20 protein-coding genes are annotated in these 22530 nt (G+C 41.4%); 10 read left to right on the forward strand and 10 right to left on the reverse strand.

Annotated features, from left to right (window positions below; all coding sequences use genetic code 11):
* Positions 1-26 precede the first annotated feature (26 nt).
* On the forward strand, positions 27-605 hold the full coding sequence (locus ACFSJE_RS09610) for a TetR/AcrR family transcriptional regulator (RefSeq protein WP_379830775.1): 579 nt from the start codon (positions 27-29) through the stop codon (positions 603-605).
* A gap of 48 nt (positions 606-653) precedes the next feature.
* Here the strand turns inward: ACFSJE_RS09610 and ACFSJE_RS09615 are convergent, their stop codons facing one another.
* The 3 genes from ACFSJE_RS09615 to ACFSJE_RS09625 form a co-directional block, all read right to left on the reverse strand.
* On the reverse strand, positions 654-1202 hold the full coding sequence (locus ACFSJE_RS09615; protein ID WP_379830776.1) for a carboxymuconolactone decarboxylase family protein: 549 nt from the start codon (positions 1200-1202) through the stop codon (positions 654-656).
* Between the two features lie 30 nt (positions 1203-1232).
* The gene (locus tag ACFSJE_RS09620; RefSeq protein ID WP_379830777.1) at positions 1233-1391 is read right to left on the reverse strand and encodes a hypothetical protein; all 159 of its coding nucleotides are present in this window, start codon (positions 1389-1391) and stop codon (positions 1233-1235) included.
* Positions 1392-1482: 91 nt separating this feature from the next.
* A complete protein-coding gene (locus tag ACFSJE_RS09625) occupies positions 1483-2331 on the reverse strand; it encodes a helix-turn-helix domain-containing protein (RefSeq protein WP_379830778.1) in 849 nt (282 codons plus the stop codon).
* Between the two features lie 141 nt (positions 2332-2472).
* On the opposite strand from ACFSJE_RS09625, the gene ACFSJE_RS09630 reads away from it, so the two are divergent.
* Positions 2473-2991, forward strand: coding sequence for a PAS domain-containing protein (locus tag ACFSJE_RS09630; RefSeq protein ID WP_379830779.1), 519 nt, complete (start codon positions 2473-2475; stop codon positions 2989-2991).
* A gap of 9 nt (positions 2992-3000) precedes the next feature.
* Here the strand turns inward: ACFSJE_RS09630 and pyk are convergent, their stop codons facing one another.
* The 5 genes from pyk to ACFSJE_RS09655 form a co-directional block, all read right to left on the reverse strand.
* A complete protein-coding gene (gene pyk, locus ACFSJE_RS09635) occupies positions 3001-4443 on the reverse strand; it encodes a pyruvate kinase (protein ID WP_379830780.1) in 1443 nt (480 codons plus the stop codon).
* Between the two features lie 2 nt (positions 4444-4445).
* Positions 4446-4910: an IPExxxVDY family protein gene (locus ACFSJE_RS09640; RefSeq protein WP_379830781.1), complete on the reverse strand. Its 465-nt coding sequence runs from the start codon at positions 4908-4910 to the stop codon at positions 4446-4448.
* Between the two features lie 111 nt (positions 4911-5021).
* Positions 5022-5759, reverse strand: a complete 738-nt coding sequence (gene rnc / locus ACFSJE_RS09645; protein WP_379830782.1) for a ribonuclease III — start codon at positions 5757-5759, stop codon at positions 5022-5024.
* Between the two features lie 10 nt (positions 5760-5769).
* Positions 5770-7020: a beta-ketoacyl-ACP synthase II gene (fabF, locus tag ACFSJE_RS09650; protein ID WP_379830783.1), complete on the reverse strand. Its 1251-nt coding sequence runs from the start codon at positions 7018-7020 to the stop codon at positions 5770-5772.
* Between the two features lie 101 nt (positions 7021-7121).
* The gene (locus ACFSJE_RS09655) at positions 7122-7355 is read right to left on the reverse strand and encodes an acyl carrier protein (protein WP_009778413.1); all 234 of its coding nucleotides are present in this window, start codon (positions 7353-7355) and stop codon (positions 7122-7124) included.
* A 161-nt stretch (positions 7356-7516) separates the two neighbouring features.
* Between ACFSJE_RS09655 and purN the strand changes: the two genes are divergently transcribed.
* From purN to ACFSJE_RS09675, 4 genes are all read left to right on the forward strand, one after another.
* Entirely contained in the window at positions 7517-8080 is a 564-nt protein-coding gene (gene purN, locus ACFSJE_RS09660; protein WP_379830784.1) for a phosphoribosylglycinamide formyltransferase, read from the forward strand.
* Positions 8080-8715, forward strand: coding sequence for a ribonuclease H1 domain-containing protein (locus ACFSJE_RS09665; RefSeq protein ID WP_379830785.1), 636 nt, complete (start codon positions 8080-8082; stop codon positions 8713-8715). Before purN ends, ACFSJE_RS09665 begins: the two co-directional genes overlap by 1 nt.
* 97 nt (positions 8716-8812) lie before the next feature.
* On the forward strand, positions 8813-9739 hold the full coding sequence (locus tag ACFSJE_RS09670) for a PfkB family carbohydrate kinase (RefSeq protein WP_379830786.1): 927 nt from the start codon (positions 8813-8815) through the stop codon (positions 9737-9739).
* Positions 9740-9784: 45 nt separating this feature from the next.
* Positions 9785-11683 carry an amidophosphoribosyltransferase gene (locus tag ACFSJE_RS09675; RefSeq protein WP_379830787.1) on the forward strand — a complete coding sequence of 633 codons (1899 nt, stop codon included), beginning with the start codon at positions 9785-9787 and terminating at the stop codon, positions 11681-11683.
* 662 nt (positions 11684-12345) lie between these two features.
* Here the strand turns inward: ACFSJE_RS09675 and ACFSJE_RS09680 are convergent.
* Positions 12346-12954, reverse strand: coding sequence for a superoxide dismutase (locus ACFSJE_RS09680; protein WP_379830788.1), 609 nt, complete (start codon positions 12952-12954; stop codon positions 12346-12348).
* A gap of 119 nt (positions 12955-13073) precedes the next feature.
* Here ACFSJE_RS09680 and ACFSJE_RS09685 point away from each other — a divergent pair, with 119 nt between their 5' ends.
* The 4 genes from ACFSJE_RS09685 to ACFSJE_RS09700 all read left to right on the forward strand — a co-directional run bounded on the left by ACFSJE_RS09685 (position 13074) and on the right by ACFSJE_RS09700 (position 21679).
* On the forward strand, positions 13074-16196 hold the full coding sequence (locus ACFSJE_RS09685) for a UvrD-helicase domain-containing protein (RefSeq protein ID WP_379830789.1): 3123 nt from the start codon (positions 13074-13076) through the stop codon (positions 16194-16196).
* A 10-nt stretch (positions 16197-16206) separates the two neighbouring features.
* Positions 16207-17400 (forward strand): glycine C-acetyltransferase, encoded by a 1194-nt coding sequence (gene kbl / locus ACFSJE_RS09690; protein ID WP_379830790.1) that lies wholly within the window; start codon positions 16207-16209, stop codon positions 17398-17400.
* A gap of 123 nt (positions 17401-17523) precedes the next feature.
* Positions 17524-18882, forward strand: a complete 1359-nt coding sequence (locus ACFSJE_RS09695) for an OmpA family protein (protein ID WP_379830791.1) — start codon at positions 17524-17526, stop codon at positions 18880-18882.
* A gap of 64 nt (positions 18883-18946) precedes the next feature.
* A complete protein-coding gene (locus tag ACFSJE_RS09700; RefSeq protein ID WP_379830792.1) occupies positions 18947-21679 on the forward strand; it encodes a PD-(D/E)XK nuclease family protein in 2733 nt (910 codons plus the stop codon).
* On the opposite strand, the gene ACFSJE_RS09705 is transcribed toward ACFSJE_RS09700, so the two are convergent.
* Complete coding sequence (locus tag ACFSJE_RS09705) at positions 21680-22390, reverse strand: SDR family oxidoreductase (protein WP_379830793.1); 711 nt, start codon at positions 22388-22390, stop codon at positions 21680-21682.
* Positions 22391-22530: the final 140 nt, after the last annotated feature.

Below are 22530 nucleotides of genomic sequence, written 5' to 3' on the forward strand. Positions count from 1 at the left end.
CACAATTTCTTGCTTAATTTGTATACATGCAGCGTCCTGAATTGCACCTACATATCATAACCACTGCCGGCAATCTATTCTACACGCACGGATATAATTCCACGGGTATCAACGAGATTATTGAAAAGTGTAACATTGCCAAGGCTACGCTCTACAGTCATTTTAAATCCAAAGAGGATATTTGTGTCGCCTATCTGGAACAGCGCCATGCTGCGTTTATGGACTCCCTTAAAGGCTACGTAAACCGACGAAAGGGTGGGAAAAATCAATTGCTGGCCATATTTGACCTTCTTCAGGACATGTATCGTGAGGAAAATTTTCAAGGATGTTGGGGGCAAAAAACTCTCGGGGAAATTTCTCCAAAGCAGAAAATGATTCTCGAGGTGATTCAAAAACAAAAGAAAGACCTGTTGTTGTATTTGGGTGAGGTTGTGGGAGAAAACATCCCCAATATTTCCAGAGCTGAGACAGAGAAAATCTCTGGTGGACTTTATCTCTTGTATGAAAGTGCCATTACGGAAAGTCATCTCTTCAAAAACGATTGGCCCATCTATATGGCCAAAAACATAGCGCCTTCTCTTTTTGGTGATGCGGAATTATTATAAAAAAGCCCCTCCAAAATTGAAGGGGCCTTACTTATAATCTAGTTTGGTTTAGGCTTCCACCGCTTCCAAAGGCTGTGCCACAGGAAAATCAATAGGAATCTCAGTTGCGTTGTTTATATAGTTTGAAATGGTTTTATCTCCAACCAAAACAATGGTGTCGATTAAATTTTCCTTGGTCCATCCGGCCGCAAAGAAATTATTCAACACTTGTGCATCTGTTGCGCCTCTATTGTCAGTAATGTTTTTGGCCAAACGCGCCAAAGCATCCAATTTTGGGTCAAAAGAGGCTTTACCTGCCCTTAGTTCCAAAATTTGCTCATCATTAAAACCGTTCATTTTACCAATGGCAGTGTGCGCTGATAAACAATACAAACAGTTATTGGCTTGGCTTACTGCCAAATTCACTACCTCTTTTTCCTTGGCTTTCAAGGAGGTTTTGGCATTGGCAAAGTTTAAATAGTTGCCCAGGGCATTTTCTGAGTGTGCAAAGGTGGCGTAAAGATTGGGGACAAAGCCCAACGCTTTTTCCAAGTTGTTAAAAATAGCCTGATTGGCTGAACTAACTTCTTCTTTTTTGGGTACATTGATTGTGCTCATGATTCTAAAATTTAATATGATTTATATGGATTAATAATTCTGTACGTAAGGTTTCTCTGCATCACAATAAAAATCGTGATGGTACTCTTGCTCACAGTGCTCTGGTACAACTACCGTTTGGACCGTGGCCTTTTGTGGTGTTCTAAAAATCTCAATGAGATTGAAAATGGATTTTTCCGTGGATTTCATCTTGTTGCTGTTTTAAATTACAGGGCAAAGATGCTGCGGAAAAGAGGGCAGGTGTTAGGAAGGATTTCCCGATGGCTTGATGAATTTTCCCCTAGGCCATTACCAAAAGGTTTTCTCGGTATTCGGATGGGGTCATCTGTGTCATTTTCTTGAAGAATCTGCTAAAATGGGCGGGGTCGTTAAAGCCCAATTCATACGCAATTTCCTGATTTTGTTTATCCGTATAATTGATAAGCCGCTTTGCTTCCAACGCAATTCGTTCCAGAATGATTTGCTGTGGGGATTTTTGGTTGTAAATAGAAAAGAGATTGGAAAGTGTTTTAGGTGATTTGTACAACATTTCGGCATAATCACTCACTTTTCTTTTGGTCTTGTAATGTAGGTCCACCAAAAAATTAAACCTTCGGATGGTATCAATCTGGTCATTCCCAAGGGTTTTCACAATAAGTTGTTCCTTGGCCAACCGCGTACTCATGATGATTAATCGTTTCAGGAGCATCTGTAGCATATCGCCCTGAATATTGTCTGGGGTTGAAAACTCTTCAATGAACATATCATGCAACAAATCGAACTTGTTCAATTGATTTTCTGGGATGGTAATAATGGGGATGTCCTGAGTCCCAAAAAATAAAATACCATTGCAGGAAACCTCACTGTCATGGTCGAAAACGCAGTAGAATTCACGATTAAAAAGAATGGCAGATAATGGTAATTCTGTCTGGGAATAGGAAACGTGCTGCAGAAATGTAACGGTTACAATCTGGTCCGGTGCAAGTTCCAAATCCATACCATCAATCTGAATGGTGAGGGGGCAACTATTCCGGTTCCATAAAAATTTAATGGTCTTTGCCGTAATGGAAAATCGTTCCTGATCTTTTTTGATGTCTTCGGTAAAGCCTAAAATAGCCCCTAATCTGGAGTCTTTGTATTCGTATTTCATGGGTTGATTGTTCCGTTACAGAACCTTTAGTCCCACTTTTTTGTTCATACTTACAGCCCTTAAACCACTCATTACCAGATAAAATATTAAACAAGAGTGTTAATGTCTTGTCCACTTTTCGCTGATTTTATAGTATTGGGTATGAAAGCACGTTTTTACGAAGAAGCCGTAAGGCAGTTTTACGGCAATATGAAGTTGGGAAGCTCACCTATTTCCTCGATGGACTTTTACGCCTCTTTCTTTGATAGCATCTGCCGAAATATGCAGGATGTCCAAAATTTAAGCTCACTTTCCAAAGAAGGGAAATGGAAAACTGTTTTCCCTTTTCAGCAGGAAATCATAGATAAAAACCATACTGTGGTGGTAACCGATGCGGATGTAAACATCGTTTATGCCTCACAGAACATGTACTTCATGAATGGGTACAAACCGGATGAAATCATTGGTAAAAAGCCCAAAATATTTCAAGGTAAAGATACCTGCCATGAAACCACAAAGGTCATTTCAAAGGCCATCAGAAACAGAACACCTTTTGAAGTTGTACTGGTGAACTACAAAAAAAATGGAGCCCCTTATCAATGTGAAATCAAAGGAGCCCCTATTTGGGATAAAGACGGAAAGTTGGTGAACTTTATCGCCTTTGAAAAAGAAGTTGCCTAATTCCTTTTCCTAAAAGTTACAGGATTCTATCTCGGTCACCCGAAGGGTGTTTACCATACCTTTATCTTTTATGGGCATGGCCGCAAGACTGATGAGCATATCACCAACGCCCAAGTAGCCTTTCTTGCAAGCTATCTGGTTTACATCTTCAATGGTTTGGTCCGTAGACACGAACTTATCATAGTAAAAAGCTTTTACGCCCCAAAGAAGGTTCAGTTGGGTAAGAATTCTTTTGTTTGATGTAAACACCAAAATGTGTGCACTGGGCCTCCAGGCAGATATCTGAAATGCCGTATATCCACTATTCGTCAACGTAGAAATAGCCTTTGCCTGAATATCATTCGCCATGGATGCGGCATGGTAACAAATGGATTTGGTAATGTATCGTTTGGTCCGGATATGCGGTGGTGTCTGTGGAACCTTGATCAAACTGGAGCCTTCAACACTGGTTAAAATGCTCGTCATTTTTTCAATAACCTGGACAGGATAATTCCCCACGGAAGTCTCCCCAGAAAGCATCACCGCATCAGCGCCGTCCATAACGGAGTTGGCCACGTCATTCACCTCGGCACGTGTGGGCGTAAGGCTGGTGATCATGGTTTCCATCATCTGGGTGGCGATGATTACAGGAATCCTAGCCTTTTTGGCACGAAGTACCAATTTCTTCTGAATCAAAGGTACTTCATGGGCAGGGACCTCAACACCCAAATCTCCACGGGCCACCATCAATCCATCACAGTAGGCCACAATTTTATCGATATTATCGACCGCCTCCGGTTTCTCAATTTTGGCCACGATCGGAATTTTATGGTCGGTATGCTTCGCAATCAATTCCTGAAGATCAATCAAATCCTGGCTGTGACGCACAAACGAAAGGGCAATCCAGTCCACCTTGTGTTCAATGGCGTAGATGGCATCCTTAATGTCCTTTTTGGTCAATGCCGGCAATGAAATAGCAGTGTTGGGCAGGTTTACCCCTTTTTTCGATTTTAATGGTCCACCTTGAATTACAGTTGCCGTTACCTCATCTTTTCCATTGGTGGATTTCACCTCAAAGATGAGTTTTCCATCATCTAACAAAATGCGTTCCCCTGGTTTAACATCGATAGGGAAATTTTTGTAGTTCATGTAAACCCTTTGGGCGGTGCCTTCGAAAGGTTCGCCGGTGGCAAAAGTGATTTCATCCCCAGGGGACACAACGGCTTCCCCTCCCATTACACCCACTCTAAGTTTGGGTCCTTGCAAATCCGCAAGTATTGATGTATTTACCTCCAATTCTTCATTTAACTCCCGTATCATGTTGATACGTTCTGTAACATCATCATAAGAGGCATGTGAAAAGTTTATCCGAAAAACATCCACTCCTGCCTCGATCATGTCTCTGAGTACTTCCTTCTTACTGGTGGCAGGGCCCAACGTTGCTACAATTTTGGTCTTCTTTCTTGTTGGCATTGTTAAAAGATTAAATTTCTTTTTGATTTTAAGGTTTCTGTGTTAATGGAATATGCGGTTATGACCTTGGATATCCTATTAATGGATTTCAGCTTTTGTGCGAATGTTGATTCTTCAGCGGCATCGACTTTTAAAAAATAGTCCACTTCTTTCCGTTCCTTGATCAAATGATTGGTTCGTACGGAAACATTGTTCTCAAATAATCCACCCGAAGGTATAACTTCCTCAACAACACATTTGTTGGATACCAATGTCCAGTAGATGTCGTTCATCTCATCGTCCCAATCAAACACAGAAAATGATAGATTTTCATCAAGGTGAAGGTCTTTTGCCATCCTCTTCAAATGCAATCCGCATTGGGAGTTTATGGCATAGGTCATGGCATAATCCTCCAAATCACTGTGTATGGCGATGAGCTTAAAACTGTCATCATAAAAGTCTGCCGATATCTTATGTGTCGTCAACATGCCCTTAACACGAACTGTAAATATACTCTTAATCCTATTGATTGCCTAGTTGAAACAAGACAATACACTTATAAACTCAACGAAAACGTTTGAGTTTACTTTTTTTTAAAGTTACTGGTTTTCAATTTTGTTCTGGAGCGCAAAATAGGCTCTTTTGGATGCCTTCTCTTCTGCCTTCTTTTTGGAAGTGGCCCTAGCTTTTGCCATGATCCGATCACCAATGGTGAGCTTAACGGCGAAGTGTTTTAGCTCGTCATTTCCAGTGTCCTCATACACATGGTAATTGAACGACTTCTTTTGCTTTTGGCACCATTCAATCACTAAACTCTTGTAACTGATTACCTTACCCTCCAACTGTTCTATGTCAACATAGGGCTCAATGACTCGATCATTGATGAACTTTTCGCAATATTGATAGCCTCTATCCAAATAAATAGCACCGACCAAAGCCTCAAAAACGTTTCCGTGGATATTTTCACCAAAGTGGGTTTTGGGAATCCTACTTTCTACAAAACGCAAAAGCCCTAAGTCCTTTCCCAGTTCATTAAGGTGTTTTCGGCTCACTACTTTTGAGCGCATTTTGGTAAGATAGCCCTCATCTCCTTCGGGAACTTCGTTGTACAAATGCTTTGAAATAATGGTTCCCAGCATAGAATCTCCCAAGAATTCCAAACGCTCGTAATTCATGGGGTTTCCTTCGGAATCCTTCTTGTTCACGGAACGATGCAGAAAGGCTCTTTTATAAATCTCGATGTCCTTGGGTTTAAAACCAAGGATATTCTTAATCCCTAAAAAAAAATCCCCATCCGTTTTCGGATGGGAATTGAATATTTTAGAGGTGAGCTTCATGTCTACAAAACTACTCTATTTTTTTGAACAAAACACAGGCATTGTGTCCGCCAAATCCAAAGGTATTGCTCATGGCAACCTTGACATCTCTTTCCTGGGCCTTGTTTAAGGTCAAGTTGAGTGATGGGTCAATTTGCTCATCCACAACACTGTGATTTATGGTTGGAGGCACTATATTGTGTTCCATGGCCAATATGGAGGCAATGGCCTCAATGGCTCCAGCAGCTCCCAACAAATGTCCGGTCATGGACTTTGTGGAATTGATGTTGATATTGGGCGCATGGTCACCAAACACTTTGGAAATGGCCTTTAACTCGGCTACATCTCCCAATGGAGTGGAAGTTCCATGTGTATTGATGGCGTCCACATCTTCTGGTTTTAACCCGGCGTTTTGCAAACAGTTCTCCATCACTTTAACCACACCAATCCCTTCGGGATGTGGAGCTGTCATGTGGTAGGCATCACTGGACAATCCGCCACCCAATACTTCTGCGTAGATTTTTGCACCTCTTGCCTTGGCATGCTCATATTCTTCCAAAATGAGGGCGCCACCACCCTCTCCAAGTACAAACCCATCTCGAGTTGCATCGAAGGGTCTTGAAGCGGTTTCTGGACTCTCGTTTCGAGTGGAAAGTGCGTGCATGGCATTGAATCCGCCCATACCAGCAATGGTAACTGCGGCCTCACTTCCTCCGGTAACAATTACATCACAATGACCCAATCTTATATAGTTGAGTGCATCGATCATGGCATTGGCCGAGGAGGCACAAGCAGAAACCGTGGTATAGTTGGGACCCATAAATCCATGTTTGATGGAAATGTTCCCTGGTGCGATATCCGCAATCATTTTTGGTATGAAGAAAGGATTGAAACGTGGTGTTCCATCACCCTCGGCATATCCGATTACTTCATTCTGAAAAGTTTCCAGACCACCGATACCGGCACCCCATACCACACCTACGCGAAATTTGTCCACAACGTTCAGGTCAATCCCTGAATCAGCAATGGCTTCATCTGACGATACAAGTGCATATTGGGCGAACCTATCGAGTTTTCTGGCCTCTTTTCTGTCGAAGAAATCCTCTGGATTATACCCTTTAAGTTCACAGGCAAATTTTGTCTTGAACTTCTCCGTATCAAAATATGTTATGGGCGCAGAACCGCTCTTTCCGGTCCGTAGTCCTTCCCAATAAGCTTCCAAATTGTTACCTATGGGGGTCAATGCTCCCATTCCGGTAACCACTACTCGCTTTAACTGCATTGAACTATTTTTTACCCTTTTGAACCTAAATTATAAAAAAAATTATCCATGTGCCGATCATCACATGGATAATTTATAATCTTTAGTAATATATCATATAATTACTTCGCTTCTTCGATGTAGCTAATGGCCTGGCCAACAGTTGCAATGTTTTCTGCCTGATCATCAGGGATTTGGATGTCAAATTCTTTCTCAAACTCCATGATAAGCTCAACAGTGTCCAAGGAATCCGCCCCTAAGTCGTTGGTAAAGCTAGCCTCAGCTACAACTTCATTCTCATCTACACCTAGTTTATCAACGATGATAGCCTTTACTCTTGATGCAATGTCTGACATAATTATAGTGGTTTTAAAAATTTAATTGTTGGCAAAAATAAAAAACTTTGGATTAAATACACTATTTGTCGATAAAATGTACTCCAAATTAAACATCTTAAGATTCAGTATCTTACTTTAGCCGCCTGAAGTTAGTCCAAAATCATATCAATTCCTAACAGATGAAACAAATTGTCATCTTGGCATCGGGAAGCGGGTCAAATGCCGAAAATATTATCACATATTTTAGACAAAACCCACTGGTAAAGGTCTCCGCCGTGTTTACCAATAAAATTTCCGCCAAGGTTTTGGAACGCTGCGATCGCTTGGAGGTCCCTTCATTTTACTTTAATAAAGTTTCCTTTACCAATTCTGATGCGGTTGTTGATGTATTGAAAGGTCTTCAACCCGATTTAATTGTACTGGCTGGTTTTCTATGGAAAATTCCTTCCAATATTATAGAGGCATTCCCAAATAAAATTATCAATATCCATCCTGCACTCCTTCCCAAATATGGAGGAAAGGGGATGTACGGGGCAAAAGTGCATCAGGCTGTAAAGGAAAATGAGGAGACTGAAACCGGTATCACCATACATTACGTCAATGAGCATTATGATGAAGGCGCCATTATTTTTCAGGCCAAAACACCGGTGGAACCCTCAGATGATGCAGATGCGATTGCTGAAAAAGTGCATCAATTGGAATATGAGCATTTCCCTAAAGTGATAGAGAAACTCCTTTTATAATGGCGAAAAAGCAGAAGTTTTATGTGGTCTGGAAAGGTAAGCATCCCGGTATTTTTGAGACGTGGGACGACTGCAAGGCTCAAATAGAAGGATTCAAAGGAGCACAATACAAGTCGTTTGTCACTTTTGATGAAGCCAAAAAAGCATACAACAGCAACTATCTGGAATATAAGGGCAAATCCAAAGGAAAATCTGAATTATCCCCTGAAGAACTTTTAAAAATTGGCGACCCCAACTACAATTCCATTGCAGTGGATGCAGCTTCAAGCGGCAACCCCGGAAAAATGGAGTACCGCGGTGTGGACACCAAAACCAAAAAAGTGCTGTTCCATCAAGGGCCATTTCAACAGGGAACGAGCAATGTTGGTGAATTTTTGGCGTTGGTACACGGTTTGGCCTTTTTAAAAAAACAAAACAGTGACCGCATCCTGTATTCTGACTCTCGAATTGCCATTGGTTGGGTGCGCAAAGGAAAATGTGGCACCAAGCTGAATAAAGGCGCCAAAAACGCTGTGCTTTTTGAACTCATAGAACGCGCGGAAGACTGGTTGAAAAAAAACCGCTACACCACCCCCATCGTAAAATGGGAGACCAAGGCATGGGGTGAAATCCCCGCTGATTTTGGACGAAAATAGGTGTCACCAGTTTCAATTTTCCCAATTTTTCATAATTGAACCATGCATTGTGTAGAATGGAATTGCTAAACCGTATATTTGCACCAAAATTCATTGAATGGGCAAATTGCTAATCGTCGGAAGTGTGGCTTTTGATGCCATTGAAACTCCGTTTGGCAAGACTGATAAAATTTTGGGAGGTGCCGCACCTTTCATAGGATTGGCTGCATCGCAATTCAGAACAAAATCTGCCATAGTCTCTGTTGTGGGGGACGATTTTCCGCAAGCGTATTTGGATTTGTTGACCGACCGAAACATAGATATTTCCGGAATTGAAGTCGTAAAAGGCGGAAAAACCTTCTTTTGGCAAGGCAAATACCACAACGACCTCAACTCGCGAGATACATTGGTTACCGAACTGAATACCCTTGGCGATTTTACCCCTGTTGTTCCCTCTGATTTTAAAAATGCCGATGTGGTGATGTTGGGAAATCTACATCCCAATACCCAGATGAGTGTAATTAATCAGATGGAAGAACGACCAAAGCTTATCGTTCTGGACACCATGAATTTTTGGATGAACAACACTTGGGATGAGTTGATGGATGTCATCAAAAAAATAGATGTCATCACCATAAATGATGAAGAGGCTCGGCAAATGACCGAAGAATATTCTTTGGTAAAAGCTGCTGCCAAGATTCAAGAAATGGGCCCTAAATATGTGGTCATCAAAAAAGGGGAGCACGGCGCCCTGTTGTTCCATAAGGAGAACATTTTCTTTGCACCTGCCCTTCCTTTGGAAGAAGTTTTTGACCCTACAGGTGCAGGCGATACTTTTGCCGGTGGATTTTCGGGCTATTTGGCAGAAACCGGAAATATTTCCTTTGAGAACATGAAGAATGCCATAATACATGGATCTAATTTGGCCTCGTTCTGTGTGGAACGATTTGGCACTGAACGCATGCAAACCCTTAAAAAACATGAGGTGGAAGCCCGCCTGATGCAGTTTAGGGATTTAACGCAGTTCAATATTGAGTTAACATAAATACGTGCCCTGAATTTTCGGGGCTTTTTTTATTATTGGTTTGTTATGAGTGATGCGATTAAGCACGAATGCGGAATATCACTGATCCGTTTGCTTAAACCTCTGGAGTATTACAAAGAAAAGTACGGTACAGCTTTTTACGGAGTAAATAAAATGTACCTAATGATGGAGAAGCAGCACAACCGAGGACAAGATGGAGCCGGTTTTGCTAGCATTAAACTGGACATGCATCCTGGTGAGCGCTACATGAGCCGGGTACGATCCGCACAGCAACAGCCCATCCAGGATATTTTTGCACAGATCAATGCCCGAATCAATTCGGCAATGTCTGAACATCCAGAATATGAGCAGGATGTGGAGATGCAAAAAAAACATATTCCCTACATCGGAGAATTATTGATGGGACATGTGCGCTACGGTACTTTTGGTAAAAACAGTATTGAAAGTGTACACCCTTTCCTTAGACAGAACAACTGGATGCACCGAAACCTTATAGTTGCCGGAAACTTCAACATGACCAATGTTGATGAGCTTTTTGGAAATTTGGTGGAATTGGGGCAGCACCCTAAGGAATTGGCAGATACCGTGACCGTGATGGAAAAAATTGGTCACTTTTTGGATGATGCCGTAGCCAAACTTTACAAGCAGATCAAAAAAGAAGGGTATAACAAAAGAGCGGCCTCTCCCTTGATCGCAGAACGATTGAATGTGGCCAAAATCCTTAAGAAAGCTTCCAAAAACTGGGATGGAGGCTATACTATAGGTGGTCTTTTGGGGCATGGTGATGCTTTTGTGATTCGAGATCCCGCAGGTATACGACCCGCCTATTACTATCATGATGATGAAATTGCCGTAGTTGCTTCGGAACGGCCTGCCATTCAGACCGTGTTCAATGTACAGTATGAGGATGTTAAAGAATTAGATCCGGGACATGCCGTAATCATTAAGAAGAATGGAAGCTTTTCAGTAAAACAGATTCAGGAACCCACCGAGCGAAAAGCGTGTTCTTTTGAGCGCATCTATTTCTCCAGGGGGAGCGATAAAGAAATTTATCAAGAGCGAAAGATGTTAGGGAAGTTGGTATTTCCTGATATCTTGAAGTCCATCAATAATGATATGGAAAATACGGTGTTCTCCTATATTCCCAATACGGCGGAAACGTCCTTCTTTGGGATGGTAAAAGAAGCGCAGAACTACCTCAACAAACGAAAAGGAGAACAAATTTTAGAATTGGGTCCTAGTATCACTCAGGAACAACTGCAAAAAATCTTGGGAGTACGACCCAGAATTGAAAAGGTGGCCATCAAAGATGCGAAGCTTAGAACCTTCATCACACAAGATAGCAGTCGGGATGATTTGGTTACCCACGTCTATGACATCTCTTATGGTTCTGTGAAGCCAAATGATAATTTGGTCATCATAGATGACAGTATCGTTCGCGGTACCACCCTTAAAAGAAGTATCCTTAAGATTTTGGACCGGTTGTCTCCAAAGAAAATCGTGGTGGTTTCATCAGCCCCTCAAATCCGTTATCCGGATTGCTATGGAATTGATATGGCCAAACTGGAGGACTTCGTGGCCTTTAAAGCCGCAAAAGCATTACACGAAGATGCTGGGACCACAGACAAGATAAAGGAGATTTACGAAAAGTGTCTTACGCAGCTAAATTCCAAGGATAAGGATGTCATCAACTACGTAAAGGAATTTTATGCTCCCTTTACGGCACAACAGATATCCAAAAAGATTGCTGAGATATTAAGTCCGGAAGGGATAAAAGCCGAAGTTGACATCATTTATCAGAGTATTGAGAGTTTGCACGAGGCGTGTCCCAAAAATTTGGGCGATTGGTATTTCACAGGAAACTATCCCACACCTGGAGGAAACCGCGTTGTGAACAGAGCGTTCATCAACTTTTACGAGGGCAAAAACGAACGGGCATACTAAGCCACTATTTGCATATGATGAAATGTGTGCATTTCATCGATGAAACGAGTAGATTAACGGCTTTTTATGCGATGGGCAAATGTCAATCCTACTTTAGTATTGCCATAGCATAAGTAGGTTAAGTTCATGGTAAGATTTGGGGCAAAAAAGGTGGAAGCTATTCCACCTTTTTTATTTTCTACACCTCCCAAAATTAAATAATATTCCCGCTACTTTCTTGACATTTATCAATAAACATGCCCTTTTGAACACTTTAACCAAATAAAGCGAGTTTCATCTAAAAGCTTGTTGGGCAAATGACCCCTTGCCGTACATTTGGAGGACCATAGCATAAGTAGGTTAAGTTCATGGTAAGATTTGGGGAAAGAAGGCGGAGAATACTCCGCCTTCTTTATATTTGACTACCAACGATTTATCCATTTTATCGACGAACTGCACGTTTTCTTTTTCATTGAAAAATCAAAAATTTATCTAAAAGCCTTTGTTATTTCTCACAATACCAGTATTTTAGTCTCGCCATAGCATAAGTAGGTTAAGTTTATGGTAAGATTTGGGACGAAAAGGGCGGGGGCTTCCTCGCCCTTTTCTATTGTAAAAAATCCAGCGCACAAAAAAAGCCGAACACTAAGTGTCCGGCCTTCATATCTTTAGAATCTTATTCCTTATTTGTTGGCTTCGTACGCCTCGGCAACTTTCGCCCAATTAATTACATTAAAGAAGGCAGATATATACTCAGGTCTTTTGTTCTGATAATTTAAATAGTATGCATGTTCCCAAACATCCAAACCTAAAATAGGATATCCTTCACATCCTACACCGGGCATAATGGGATTATCTTGGTTTGGTGTGGAGCAGATTTCCAATTTGCCTCCTTTGTGAACGCACAACCAAGCCCATCCTGATCCAAATCTTGAACCTGCAGCTGCGGAAAACTTTTCTTTAAATCCTTCAAAAGAACCAAAAGACGACTCAATGGCTGCTGCTAAAATGCCAGTTGGGGCACCTCCTCCATTGGGAGACATTACTTCCCAGAACAAGCAGTGGTTATAGAAACCACCTCCATTGTTTCGGACAGCCATATTGGACATATCCAAATTGGAAAGAATGTCCTCAATTTCTTTGCCCTCCAAATCGGTTCCTGCGATAGCATCGTTCAATTTAGTAGTGTAGCCATTGTGGTGCTTGGTATGGTGGATTTCCATGGTCCTTGCATCTATATGTGGTTCCAATGCATCGTATGCATACGGTAATTTTGGTAATTCAAATGCCATAATTTTGTGTTTTTATGTTATTACTTGATTCATGTAAAAATACGGGTTTTAACAAACAAATTCACCTAAAACCATGTTAAGTTCAGATCGATAATTCTTATTTTGCAATAAACATTTTCTTGGGAGACTCTAGTTTCAAAATATATGGTGCATCGGCTGGTTCGGGCAAAACGTATGCTCTGGCCAAGGAATACCTAAAATTATTATTGTCCAATGATTCCCCGGTGTCTTTCCGGCAAATTTTGGCCATTACCTTTACCAATAAGGCGGTGGATGAGATGAAGACGCGAATCTTGGAGAATCTTTATGCCTTCGGAAAATCTCCCATAGCTCCAAAGCAACTTCCATTGTTCCAAGAGCTTTGCCAAGAGCTCTCTTTGACCGAAGATCAGTTGCGACAGAAGTCCAAGTTGGTCCTCAAACGGATATTGCACAATTACTCGTTTTTTGAAGTTTCCACCATAGATAAGTTCAACCATAAGCTCATAAAGACCTTCGCGCGCGACCTGCGTCTTTCCCAAAATTTTGAGGTGGAACTGGACACCGACCTACTTCTGGAAGAATCCGTGGGGAGACTCTTGGAACGCGCTGGAACGGATGAAGAACTAACGGAAGTGCTCATCGACTTCTCCCTTGAAAAAATTGATGATGACAAAAGCTGGAACATTGCTACGGATCTTTTAAATATTGGAAAATTAATTTTTCAAGAAAATCACGCTATCCATTTAGATTCACTGCGAGAAAAGTCGATGCGTGATTTTCAAGAAATCAAAAAACAGTTAATTACAAAGAGAAAGACGATTGAAGAAAAAGTAAAACAATTGGCTCAAAATGTTCTTCAAGAAATACAGCAACAAGGATTTGAGTTAACTGATTTTCCAAGTGGAACTCTTCCAAACCATTTCATAAAAATATCGGAAGGTTTTTTTGACGCTAAAAAATTGTACAATAATAAGCTTGAGGAAAATCTAAGGGAGAATAAAAAGATTCTTTACGCTAAGGATAAAAGAGACTCATCCATTTTATCTTCTAGCATTTTAGAACAATACTTGAGAATAAAGCAGAACCTTTGGCAATTGGCCTATCTTGGTAACATCTACGGCAACATCGTTCCGTTGACGGTGCTGAACGAAATCGCCAAAGAAATCCGAAATATTGAGCAGGATAAGGACATTGTTCCCATTTCGGCATTGAACGCCATCCTCTCCAAAGAAATCAAAAATCAGCCCGTACCTTTTATTTATGAGCGCATGGGTGAAAAATACCGTCATTATTTTATTGATGAGTTCCAGGACACCTCGCAAATGCAGTGGGAAAATCTGGTGCCGCTCATTGGCAATGCCCTTGAAAGTGAGGATGAACGCCATCAAAAAGGGTCCCTTTTTTTGGTGGGGGATGTAAAACAGGCCATTTATCGCTGGCGAGGGGGGCGAGCTGAGCAGTTTTTGAACCTCATCAATGGAAAATCGCATCCATTTGTGGTGGAGCCTGCGGTACATTCGCTGGATACCAACTGGAGGAGTTCTGACCATATTGTGGAGTTCAACAATTCATTTTTTACGGCCACGGCACCCGTTCTTCAAAATGAAGCCTATCGCAATCTCTTTTTGCACGATTCGCACCAAAAAACCAATAACAAACCCGGAGGGTACATCCAACTTTCATTTTTAGACAATAAAGTTGAGGACAAAAACGAAGTATATTGTCGGCAGGTTTTGGAAACCATCTATGAAATCAGTTTAAAAAAACATCCCTATTCAGACATTTGCATTCTGGTGCGGGACAATAAAAATGGAATGCTTTTGGCGGATTTTCTGGCGCAACACAAGATCCCAATTATTTCTTCGGATGCGTTGCTGCTGGACAATAATGACAAAATCACATTTCTAATTGCACTGTTGAAGCTGTTTGAAAATGCCAACGACCGAGAGGCCGCGTATCAAATTTTACTGTTTTTGGCCAAGGAAGAAACGGACAAGCATAGCTTTATTGCCAAAAATATTCATGCAATTGAAGCCTTTCTTACCCAAGAATATGGATTCCAGATGCATCACTTAAAAGGGCAATCGGTCTTTACAATTTTGGAAAATGCCATTGTGCAGTTTGAGCTGGCTACTGATTCCACAGCATATCTCACTTTTTTAATGGACGAGGTTTTGCTGGTTGAGAAAAGACAAGGTTCCAGCATATTTTCTTTTTTGAATTATTGGGAGCAGAAAAAATCATCTCTTTCCATTGCCGCTCCGGATAATGTGAACGCCGTTCGAATCATGACCATTCACAAAGCAAAAGGATTGGAGTTCCCATTTGTGATTTTTCCATTTGCCAATGCGCTATTGGATGATAAGCGGAAGAAAAAGAAATCGTGGGTGCCCGCTACCGATGCTGAAAAAGAGCTGGGCTTGGATGAGTTTCTCATCAACACCAATAAAGACATGTTGGAATACAATGATGAAACGGCCCAAATTTATTTGGATGAAGAGCAAAAGTCCGTCTTGGATGCCATGAATGTGCTCTACGTGGCCCTGACGCGACCCATTCAAGGGCTTTTTGTGATTACCGAAACCGGAAAAGAGGCAATCTCCATGGAAGGTGCTACTTCGTATTCTGATTTATTTCAAGCCTATCTACAACAACAGAACATTCCCAAAAACGGACGAGAGGTGTATACATTTGGCTCTTTTCCAGAAGCTCAAGATGATCCCGAAAAAATGGCTGAAAAGGATGCCCATATCGACTATATCACCCGGCCCAAAAATGATGTTGGATTCACCATTGCCACCACCTCTGGACGCTTGTGGGATGATGAGCGAAAAGAAGCCATTGAACTCGGAAATCTGATTCATTTTGCCCTCAGTAAAATCAACTACACTGATGAAGTTGAACAAGTAGTGGAAAATCTTCAATTGGAGGGACATTTTGAAAAGGATGCTTCAGAAGAAGTCAAACTAAAATTGATGGACGTAGTTACTCATTCCGATTTAAAACCTTATTTTTCAAAAGAGTACAAAGTCATCAACGAGCGGGAAATCTTAACAACAAATGGGGTTTCCCTTCGTCCAGACCGTATTGCCATCAAAGGTAATGAAGCCATAATAATCGACTATAAAACCGGAAAACCCTCACCATCGCACAAGGAGCAAATCACCCAATATGCAGATGTGCTAAAAGCGATGGGTTTTACCATCAAAAATGTCATTATTGTCTATATTGACCACATTATAAAACCCGTTTTCGTCTAAACAAAAAACTATGTACGGAAAAATAAAAGAACACTTGGCCCAAGAACTGGAGGAAATCAAGGAAGCAGGCCTTTTTAAGAAAGAACGCATCATTACCTCTCCGCAGGGAGCGGTCATAAAAATAGATACAGGTGAGGAGGTCATCAACTTCTGTGCGAACAACTATTTAGGCCTTTCCTCCCACCCAGATGTGATCCAGGCCGCAAAAGATGCCATGGACACCCATGGCTTTGGAATGTCTTCGGTACGCTTCATTTGTGGAACACAGGATATTCATAAAGAATTGGAACGGAAAATCGCCCATTTTTATGGCACCGAGGACACCATATTATATGCAGCTGCTTTTGATGCCAACGGCGGGGTCTTTGAACCACTGCTCACCGCAGAGGATGCCATCATCTCCGATTCCCTCAATCACGCCTCCATTATTGATGGGGTCCGTCTCTGCAAAGCAAAGCGATATCGCTATGAAAATAGCAATATGGCCGACTTGGAAGAGCAGTTGAAACAGAGCATAAAGGACGGTGCCCGATTCAAAATTATTGTTACCGACGGGGTGTTTTCAATGGATGGTCTTGTGGCACCTTTGGATAAAATTTGCGATTTGGCAGATCAATATGATGCCATGGTGATGATTGATGAATGTCATGCCGCAGGCTTTATTGGAGAAACAGGTCGCGGCACCTTGGAAGAAAAAGGGGTCATGGACCGTATCGATATCATTACCGGAACCTTGGGTAAAGCCCTAGGTGGTGCCATGGGAGGTTACACTACTGGAAAAAAGGAAATTATTGAAATCCTCAGACAGCGGTCTCGTCCATATCTTTTTTCAAATTCCTTGGCGCCGGCCATTGTTGGGGCATCCATAAAGGTTTTTGAGATGCTGGATAAGGACACATCCCTACGGGATAAACTTCAAAACAACACCGAATACTTCAAAAAAGGGATGAAAGCAGCTGGATTCGACATTATTGATGGAGATTCCGCCATTGTTCCCGTGATGTTGTATGACGCCAAACTCTCGCAAAAAATGGCCGATATGTTGCTCGAGGAAGGAATTTACGTCATCGGATTCTTCTATCCTGTCGTCCCGAAAGGGAAAGCGCGGATTCGTGTCCAACTATCTGCTGCTCACGAGAAAGAACATCTAGATCATGCAATAAATGCATTTATTAAGGTAGGAAAGTCGTTGAAAATCGTCTAAAATCGTTGAAATGCAGCAATTCTTAAGGCAAATGAGTCAAAAAAAAAGAATGTTTGATTTTGTTAATAAGTCTTAACAACTTACATTTGCTGCTGATAAACACTTAAACTTAAAATTTTGAGCATGAAACATCTTAGCAAATTATTGGTTGTTGCCCTTGTATTTGTAGGGATCAACAGCATACAAGCGCAAGACGAGAATAATCCATGGCAGATTAGTTTTGGGGTGAATGCAATTGATGCATATCCAACCAATGACGAGAATAATCCATTTTCAAGTACTACTCTTTTCGATGAGTACTTTAATGTATCTGACCACTGGAATATTTTGCCTTCCGTTTCTTATGTGGGCGTTTCCAAATATATTGGTGACGGATTCTCTATCGGTGCACGTGGTTCCTTGAACAGAATTGAGAAAATTGGTGATATGTCTGTAGACGACCTTTCTCACTATGCTGTTGACGGTACCATTAAGTACAACTTCCTAAAAAACACAACAATCGACCCATTTGCTGAGATTGGTGGTGGTTATACTTGGGTTGATGAAATTGGAGCCGGTACAGTTAACGGAGGTATTGGTATCAATATCTGGTTCTCTGAGAACATCGGTCTTACATTGCAAACTCAGTACAAGCACGCTTTCGAGGACTACTTGGTTAAGCATTTCCAACACCTAGCTGGTCTTAGCATCAAATTTGGTGGTACTGACACTGACGGTGATGGTATCTATGACAAAGACGATGCTTGTCCAGAAGTTGCTGGTTTGGAAGCTTTCAACGGTTGTCCTGATTCCGACGGTGACGGTATCGAAGATTCTAAAGATGCTTGTCCTAACGAAGCTGGTCCAAAAGAAATGAACGGATGTCCTGATTCTGACGGTGACGGTGTTGCCGATAAAGATGACGCTTGTCCTAGCACTCCTGGTCTTCCTGCTCTAGCTGGTTGTCCTGATGCTGACGGTGACGGTGTTGCTGACAAAGATGATGATTGTCCTAACGAAGCTGGTCCTGCTGCCAACAACGGATGCCCATGGCCTGATACTGACGGTGACGGTGTTCTTGACAAAGATGATCAATGTCCAGATGTTGCCGGTACTGTTGCTAACAACGGTTGTCCTGAAGTAACTGAAGAAGTTCAAAAACAATTGAACGACTACGCTAGAACTATCTTGTTCGATACTGGTAAATCTTCTATCAAAGCTGAGTCTACTTCAGTAATGGTTGATATCATCCAAATCTTGAACGAGTATCCTAACGCTAAGTTTACTGTTGAAGGTCACACTGACAGCGTAGGTAGCGAGTCATTGAACCAAAAACTATCTGAGGAAAGAGCTAACTCTGTTAGAAACTTCCTAGTAGACAAAGGTATCGCTGCTGATAGATTGACAGCTATTGGTTATGGTGAGGCTAAGCCAATCGCCACTAACAACACAAGAGCTGGTAGAGCACAAAACAGACGAGTTGAAATCAACTTGGTAAAATAATAGAAAACATAAAGTTTTCCTTAAAAAGGCTCCGCAACTGCGGGGCCTTTTTTATTTTTAGTGCATGCATCAAAACTTTCTGGAACATGTACTGAGTGACCTTCAAAATAAAGGCACGGATTTCTCCGAGTGTACCTTTGTTCTGCCCAGTAAGCGTTCCGGAACTTTTCTGAAAAAACATCTGGCAAACAAGCTTACAAAGAATATCTTCAGTCCAGAAGTACAATCCATTCAAGACTTTATTGCAGATATCTCTGGAATGGAACAAGATTCCAATCTTGATTTACTGTTGATCCTGTATGAAGTCTATAAAAAAGCTAGTATAGAGGAGCCCGATGATTTTCCTTCTTTTTTGAAATGGGGACAAACACTATTGCAGGATTTCAATGAAATGGATGGTTATTTGATTCCGGCACATGACCTGCTTAATTACCTCTCCGCCATCAAAGAAATCAACCACTGGTCCGTTAACAAGGAGAAAACCGAAATGGTCCAGAATTATCTTCAGCTTTGGAATAAACTGGAGACAATCTATAATGCATTCAGTTCCATTTTAAGGGAGCAAAAGAGAGGGTACCAGGGGCTAATGTCCAAGGTTGCTGTTTCAAATTTGGAGGAATACACAAAGAAAAGTTCAGAGAAGCCCATCATTTTTGTTGGGTTCAACGCGTTAACAACCGCCGAATCAAAAATCATTCAACATTTTTTGGAGCAGGGCTTCGGACAGGCGTATTGGGATATTGATTCGTACTTTCTGGATGATCCTATCCACGATGCAGGGCTTTTTATCAGAAACTATCAGCGGAACTGGCCCTACTATAGGAACAACAAATCCTTGGATCCTCAGAATAACTTTTTAACCCCAAAGAAGATATCCATCACCGGCATTCCCAAAAGCATATCCCAAACCAAATATGTTGGACAACTTTTAAAGGAATTGAATTCAAATTCAACCATTGATTTTTCCAAGACAGCAGTGGTAATGGCAGATGAATCATTGCTAACCCCAATGCTTCAAGCGGTGCCTCCGTCCATTAATGCGGTGAACATCACCATGGGACTACCCTTGGACAAAACGGTTCTATACTCCTTTTTTATGTCGCTCTTGGAGCTCAACTCCAACTTTTCGGAACGAGGTTGGTTTTACAAATATGTACTGGAATTGATATCAAATCCGTACACACTTACGCTTTCAAGCTCAAGTACTATTGATTTTGTCCCGATTTTATCAAAGGACATCAAAGAGCAAAATTTAATTTATGTAACCAATACTAGCTTGGAGCAATATTCTGAATCAACTGGTGCCCTTCAACTTATTTTTCCGGAAGACCGCATTTCAGTTTCGAATTGGATTGGCAACTGCCTCCAACTCATTGAACGTTTCAAAATCATCTATCAACAAGAGAAAAATGCTTTGGAACTGGAACAGGTATATCGCTTTTACACCTTGTTCAACCAATTCAAACAATATTTGGCCAATGTGGATTTCATCAGTGAACTGAAGTCCATCAAAAATCTATTCAGGCAATTGGCCAGTATGGAAAGTTTGGATTTTATAGGGGAACCGCTCACAGGACTTCAAATTATGGGAATGTTGGAAAGCAGGAACTTGGATTTTGAAACGGTCATCATTACATCGGTCAATGAAGGCATTCTACCCTCTGGAAAATTGAACAATTCCTTTATCCCTTTTGATGTGAAACGAGACTATGGCCTACCCACTTATAAAGAAAAGGATGCCATTTACATCTATCATTTTTATAGACTGATACAACGCGCCAAAAATGTGTACATCATCTATAACACGGAACCGGATGTTTTGGAGGGTGGTGAAAAAAGTAGGCTAATCTCCCAATTACTCACGGATGAAAATATTGCCGGTTACATAAGCCATACGATTGCCGCTCCGCAGGCCAATATTAGTCCTTCCCCTCTTTTGGAAATAAGTAAGGGGCCCACTTTGATGGATGATATTATTGCCTTCGCCAACAATGGTTTCTCGCCTACCTCACTCACCAACTACGTTAGAAACCCCATTGACTTCTATACCAGAAATATCCTTAAAATCAATGATTTGGATGAGGTTGAGGAAAATATAGCCGCGAACACCTTCGGTACCATTGTTCATGATAGCTTGGAGGAACTTTATACACCGCTTCTTGGAACTGTACTTTCCAAAGAAAGTGTTTTGGGCCTAAAATCAAAAATAGCAGCAATCGTACGGGGACATTTTCAAAAGAATCTGTCGGGAGTTGACATTTCCAAAGGGAAGTTTCTTTTGGTTTATAATGTTATTGTGAAGTATTTGAAGAATTTTCTGGACATTGAAATCAAAGAACTCCAAAATCATACGGTAAAATTGTTGGCGTTGGAAGAGAAATATGAAGTGCAGTTGAACATCCCTGAGCTGGATTTCCCAGTGAAGCTCAAAGGAACCCTGGATCGTGTGGATGAAGTTGATGGCATTACACGAATCATAGATTACAAAACAGGAAAGGTGGAGCCCAAAAATGTAAAGCTCACCGATTGGGAAGCACTCATCACAGATTATGACAAAAGCAAGGCATTCCAACTATTGTGCTATGCCCTGCTATATTCCAAAAAGTACAACACCAACCCATTGACGGCTGGAATTTATTCCTTTAAAAATTTAGGGCAGGGATTATTTTCATTCTCCCAAGATAAGAACAACACCCTAATTGATGATGAAGTACTATCCACCTTTGAGGACTACCTAAAGCAACTCATCTTGGAAATCTGCAACCCTGCTTTGCCCCTTATTGAAAAACCAGTCTGATTATTTCAAATCAGGTCGCGTAGGCCGAACCTCTATCTTGCTGGGCAATGTTCTTGGGTGCATCATTAATAAATCCACCACCATTTGACCAATGTCTTCGGGCTGAATTTTCCATGCGTCTTTTTCCGAAGGTTCGTGGTCATTAAAATGGCTCGCCACAGAACCTGGCATAATAGTCGTTGTCTTTATATTGTACTTCCTCAAATCCAGCATAGCGGCCTGCGTGAATCCAACCACCCCGAATTTGGTAGCGTTGTATGCCGCACCTCCTGCAAAAAAATTGGTGCCGGCCAAACTGGCCAAGGTCATATAGTAACCCTCAGATTTTTTCAAGGCTTCCACTGAGGCCTTTAAAGTGTGGAACACTCCATTTAAATTGGTGTCTATCATTTGGTGCCAGGTTTCTTCGCTCATTTCATCAACGGGCACAAAATTTCCAACTCCGGCATTGGCCATGACCACATCAAGCTGTCCCCATTTATTTAGAATTGCTTCTACTGCATGCTCTTCATCCTTTAATTTGGCCACATCGGAAACCAATCCCAGCACATTTTCATTATCCTTCAAACCCTTTACTGCTTCATCCACACTGTTTTGACTTCTGCCGCTTATGGCTACTTTCATGCCTTTGCTCAAAAGACTCTCGGCAATGCCATATCCAATTCCTTTTGTTCCTCCCGTGATGTATGCTACTTTTCCTTCTAAGTTCATGTTGATTTGTTTTATCCCCTAAAGTTCAAAAAGGAAATGACCAAAAACAAAAAAACCATCCTAAAAGGATGGTAAATTTTTGGAGGAGAAGATGGAAAAGTGATACCACCGTTGTGTCCTATAAAAATTGCTACATTTAT

The organism is Flagellimonas iocasae, assembly GCF_042682725.1.
Taxonomy (GTDB): Bacteria; Bacteroidota; Bacteroidia; order Flavobacteriales; family Flavobacteriaceae; genus Flagellimonas; species Flagellimonas iocasae.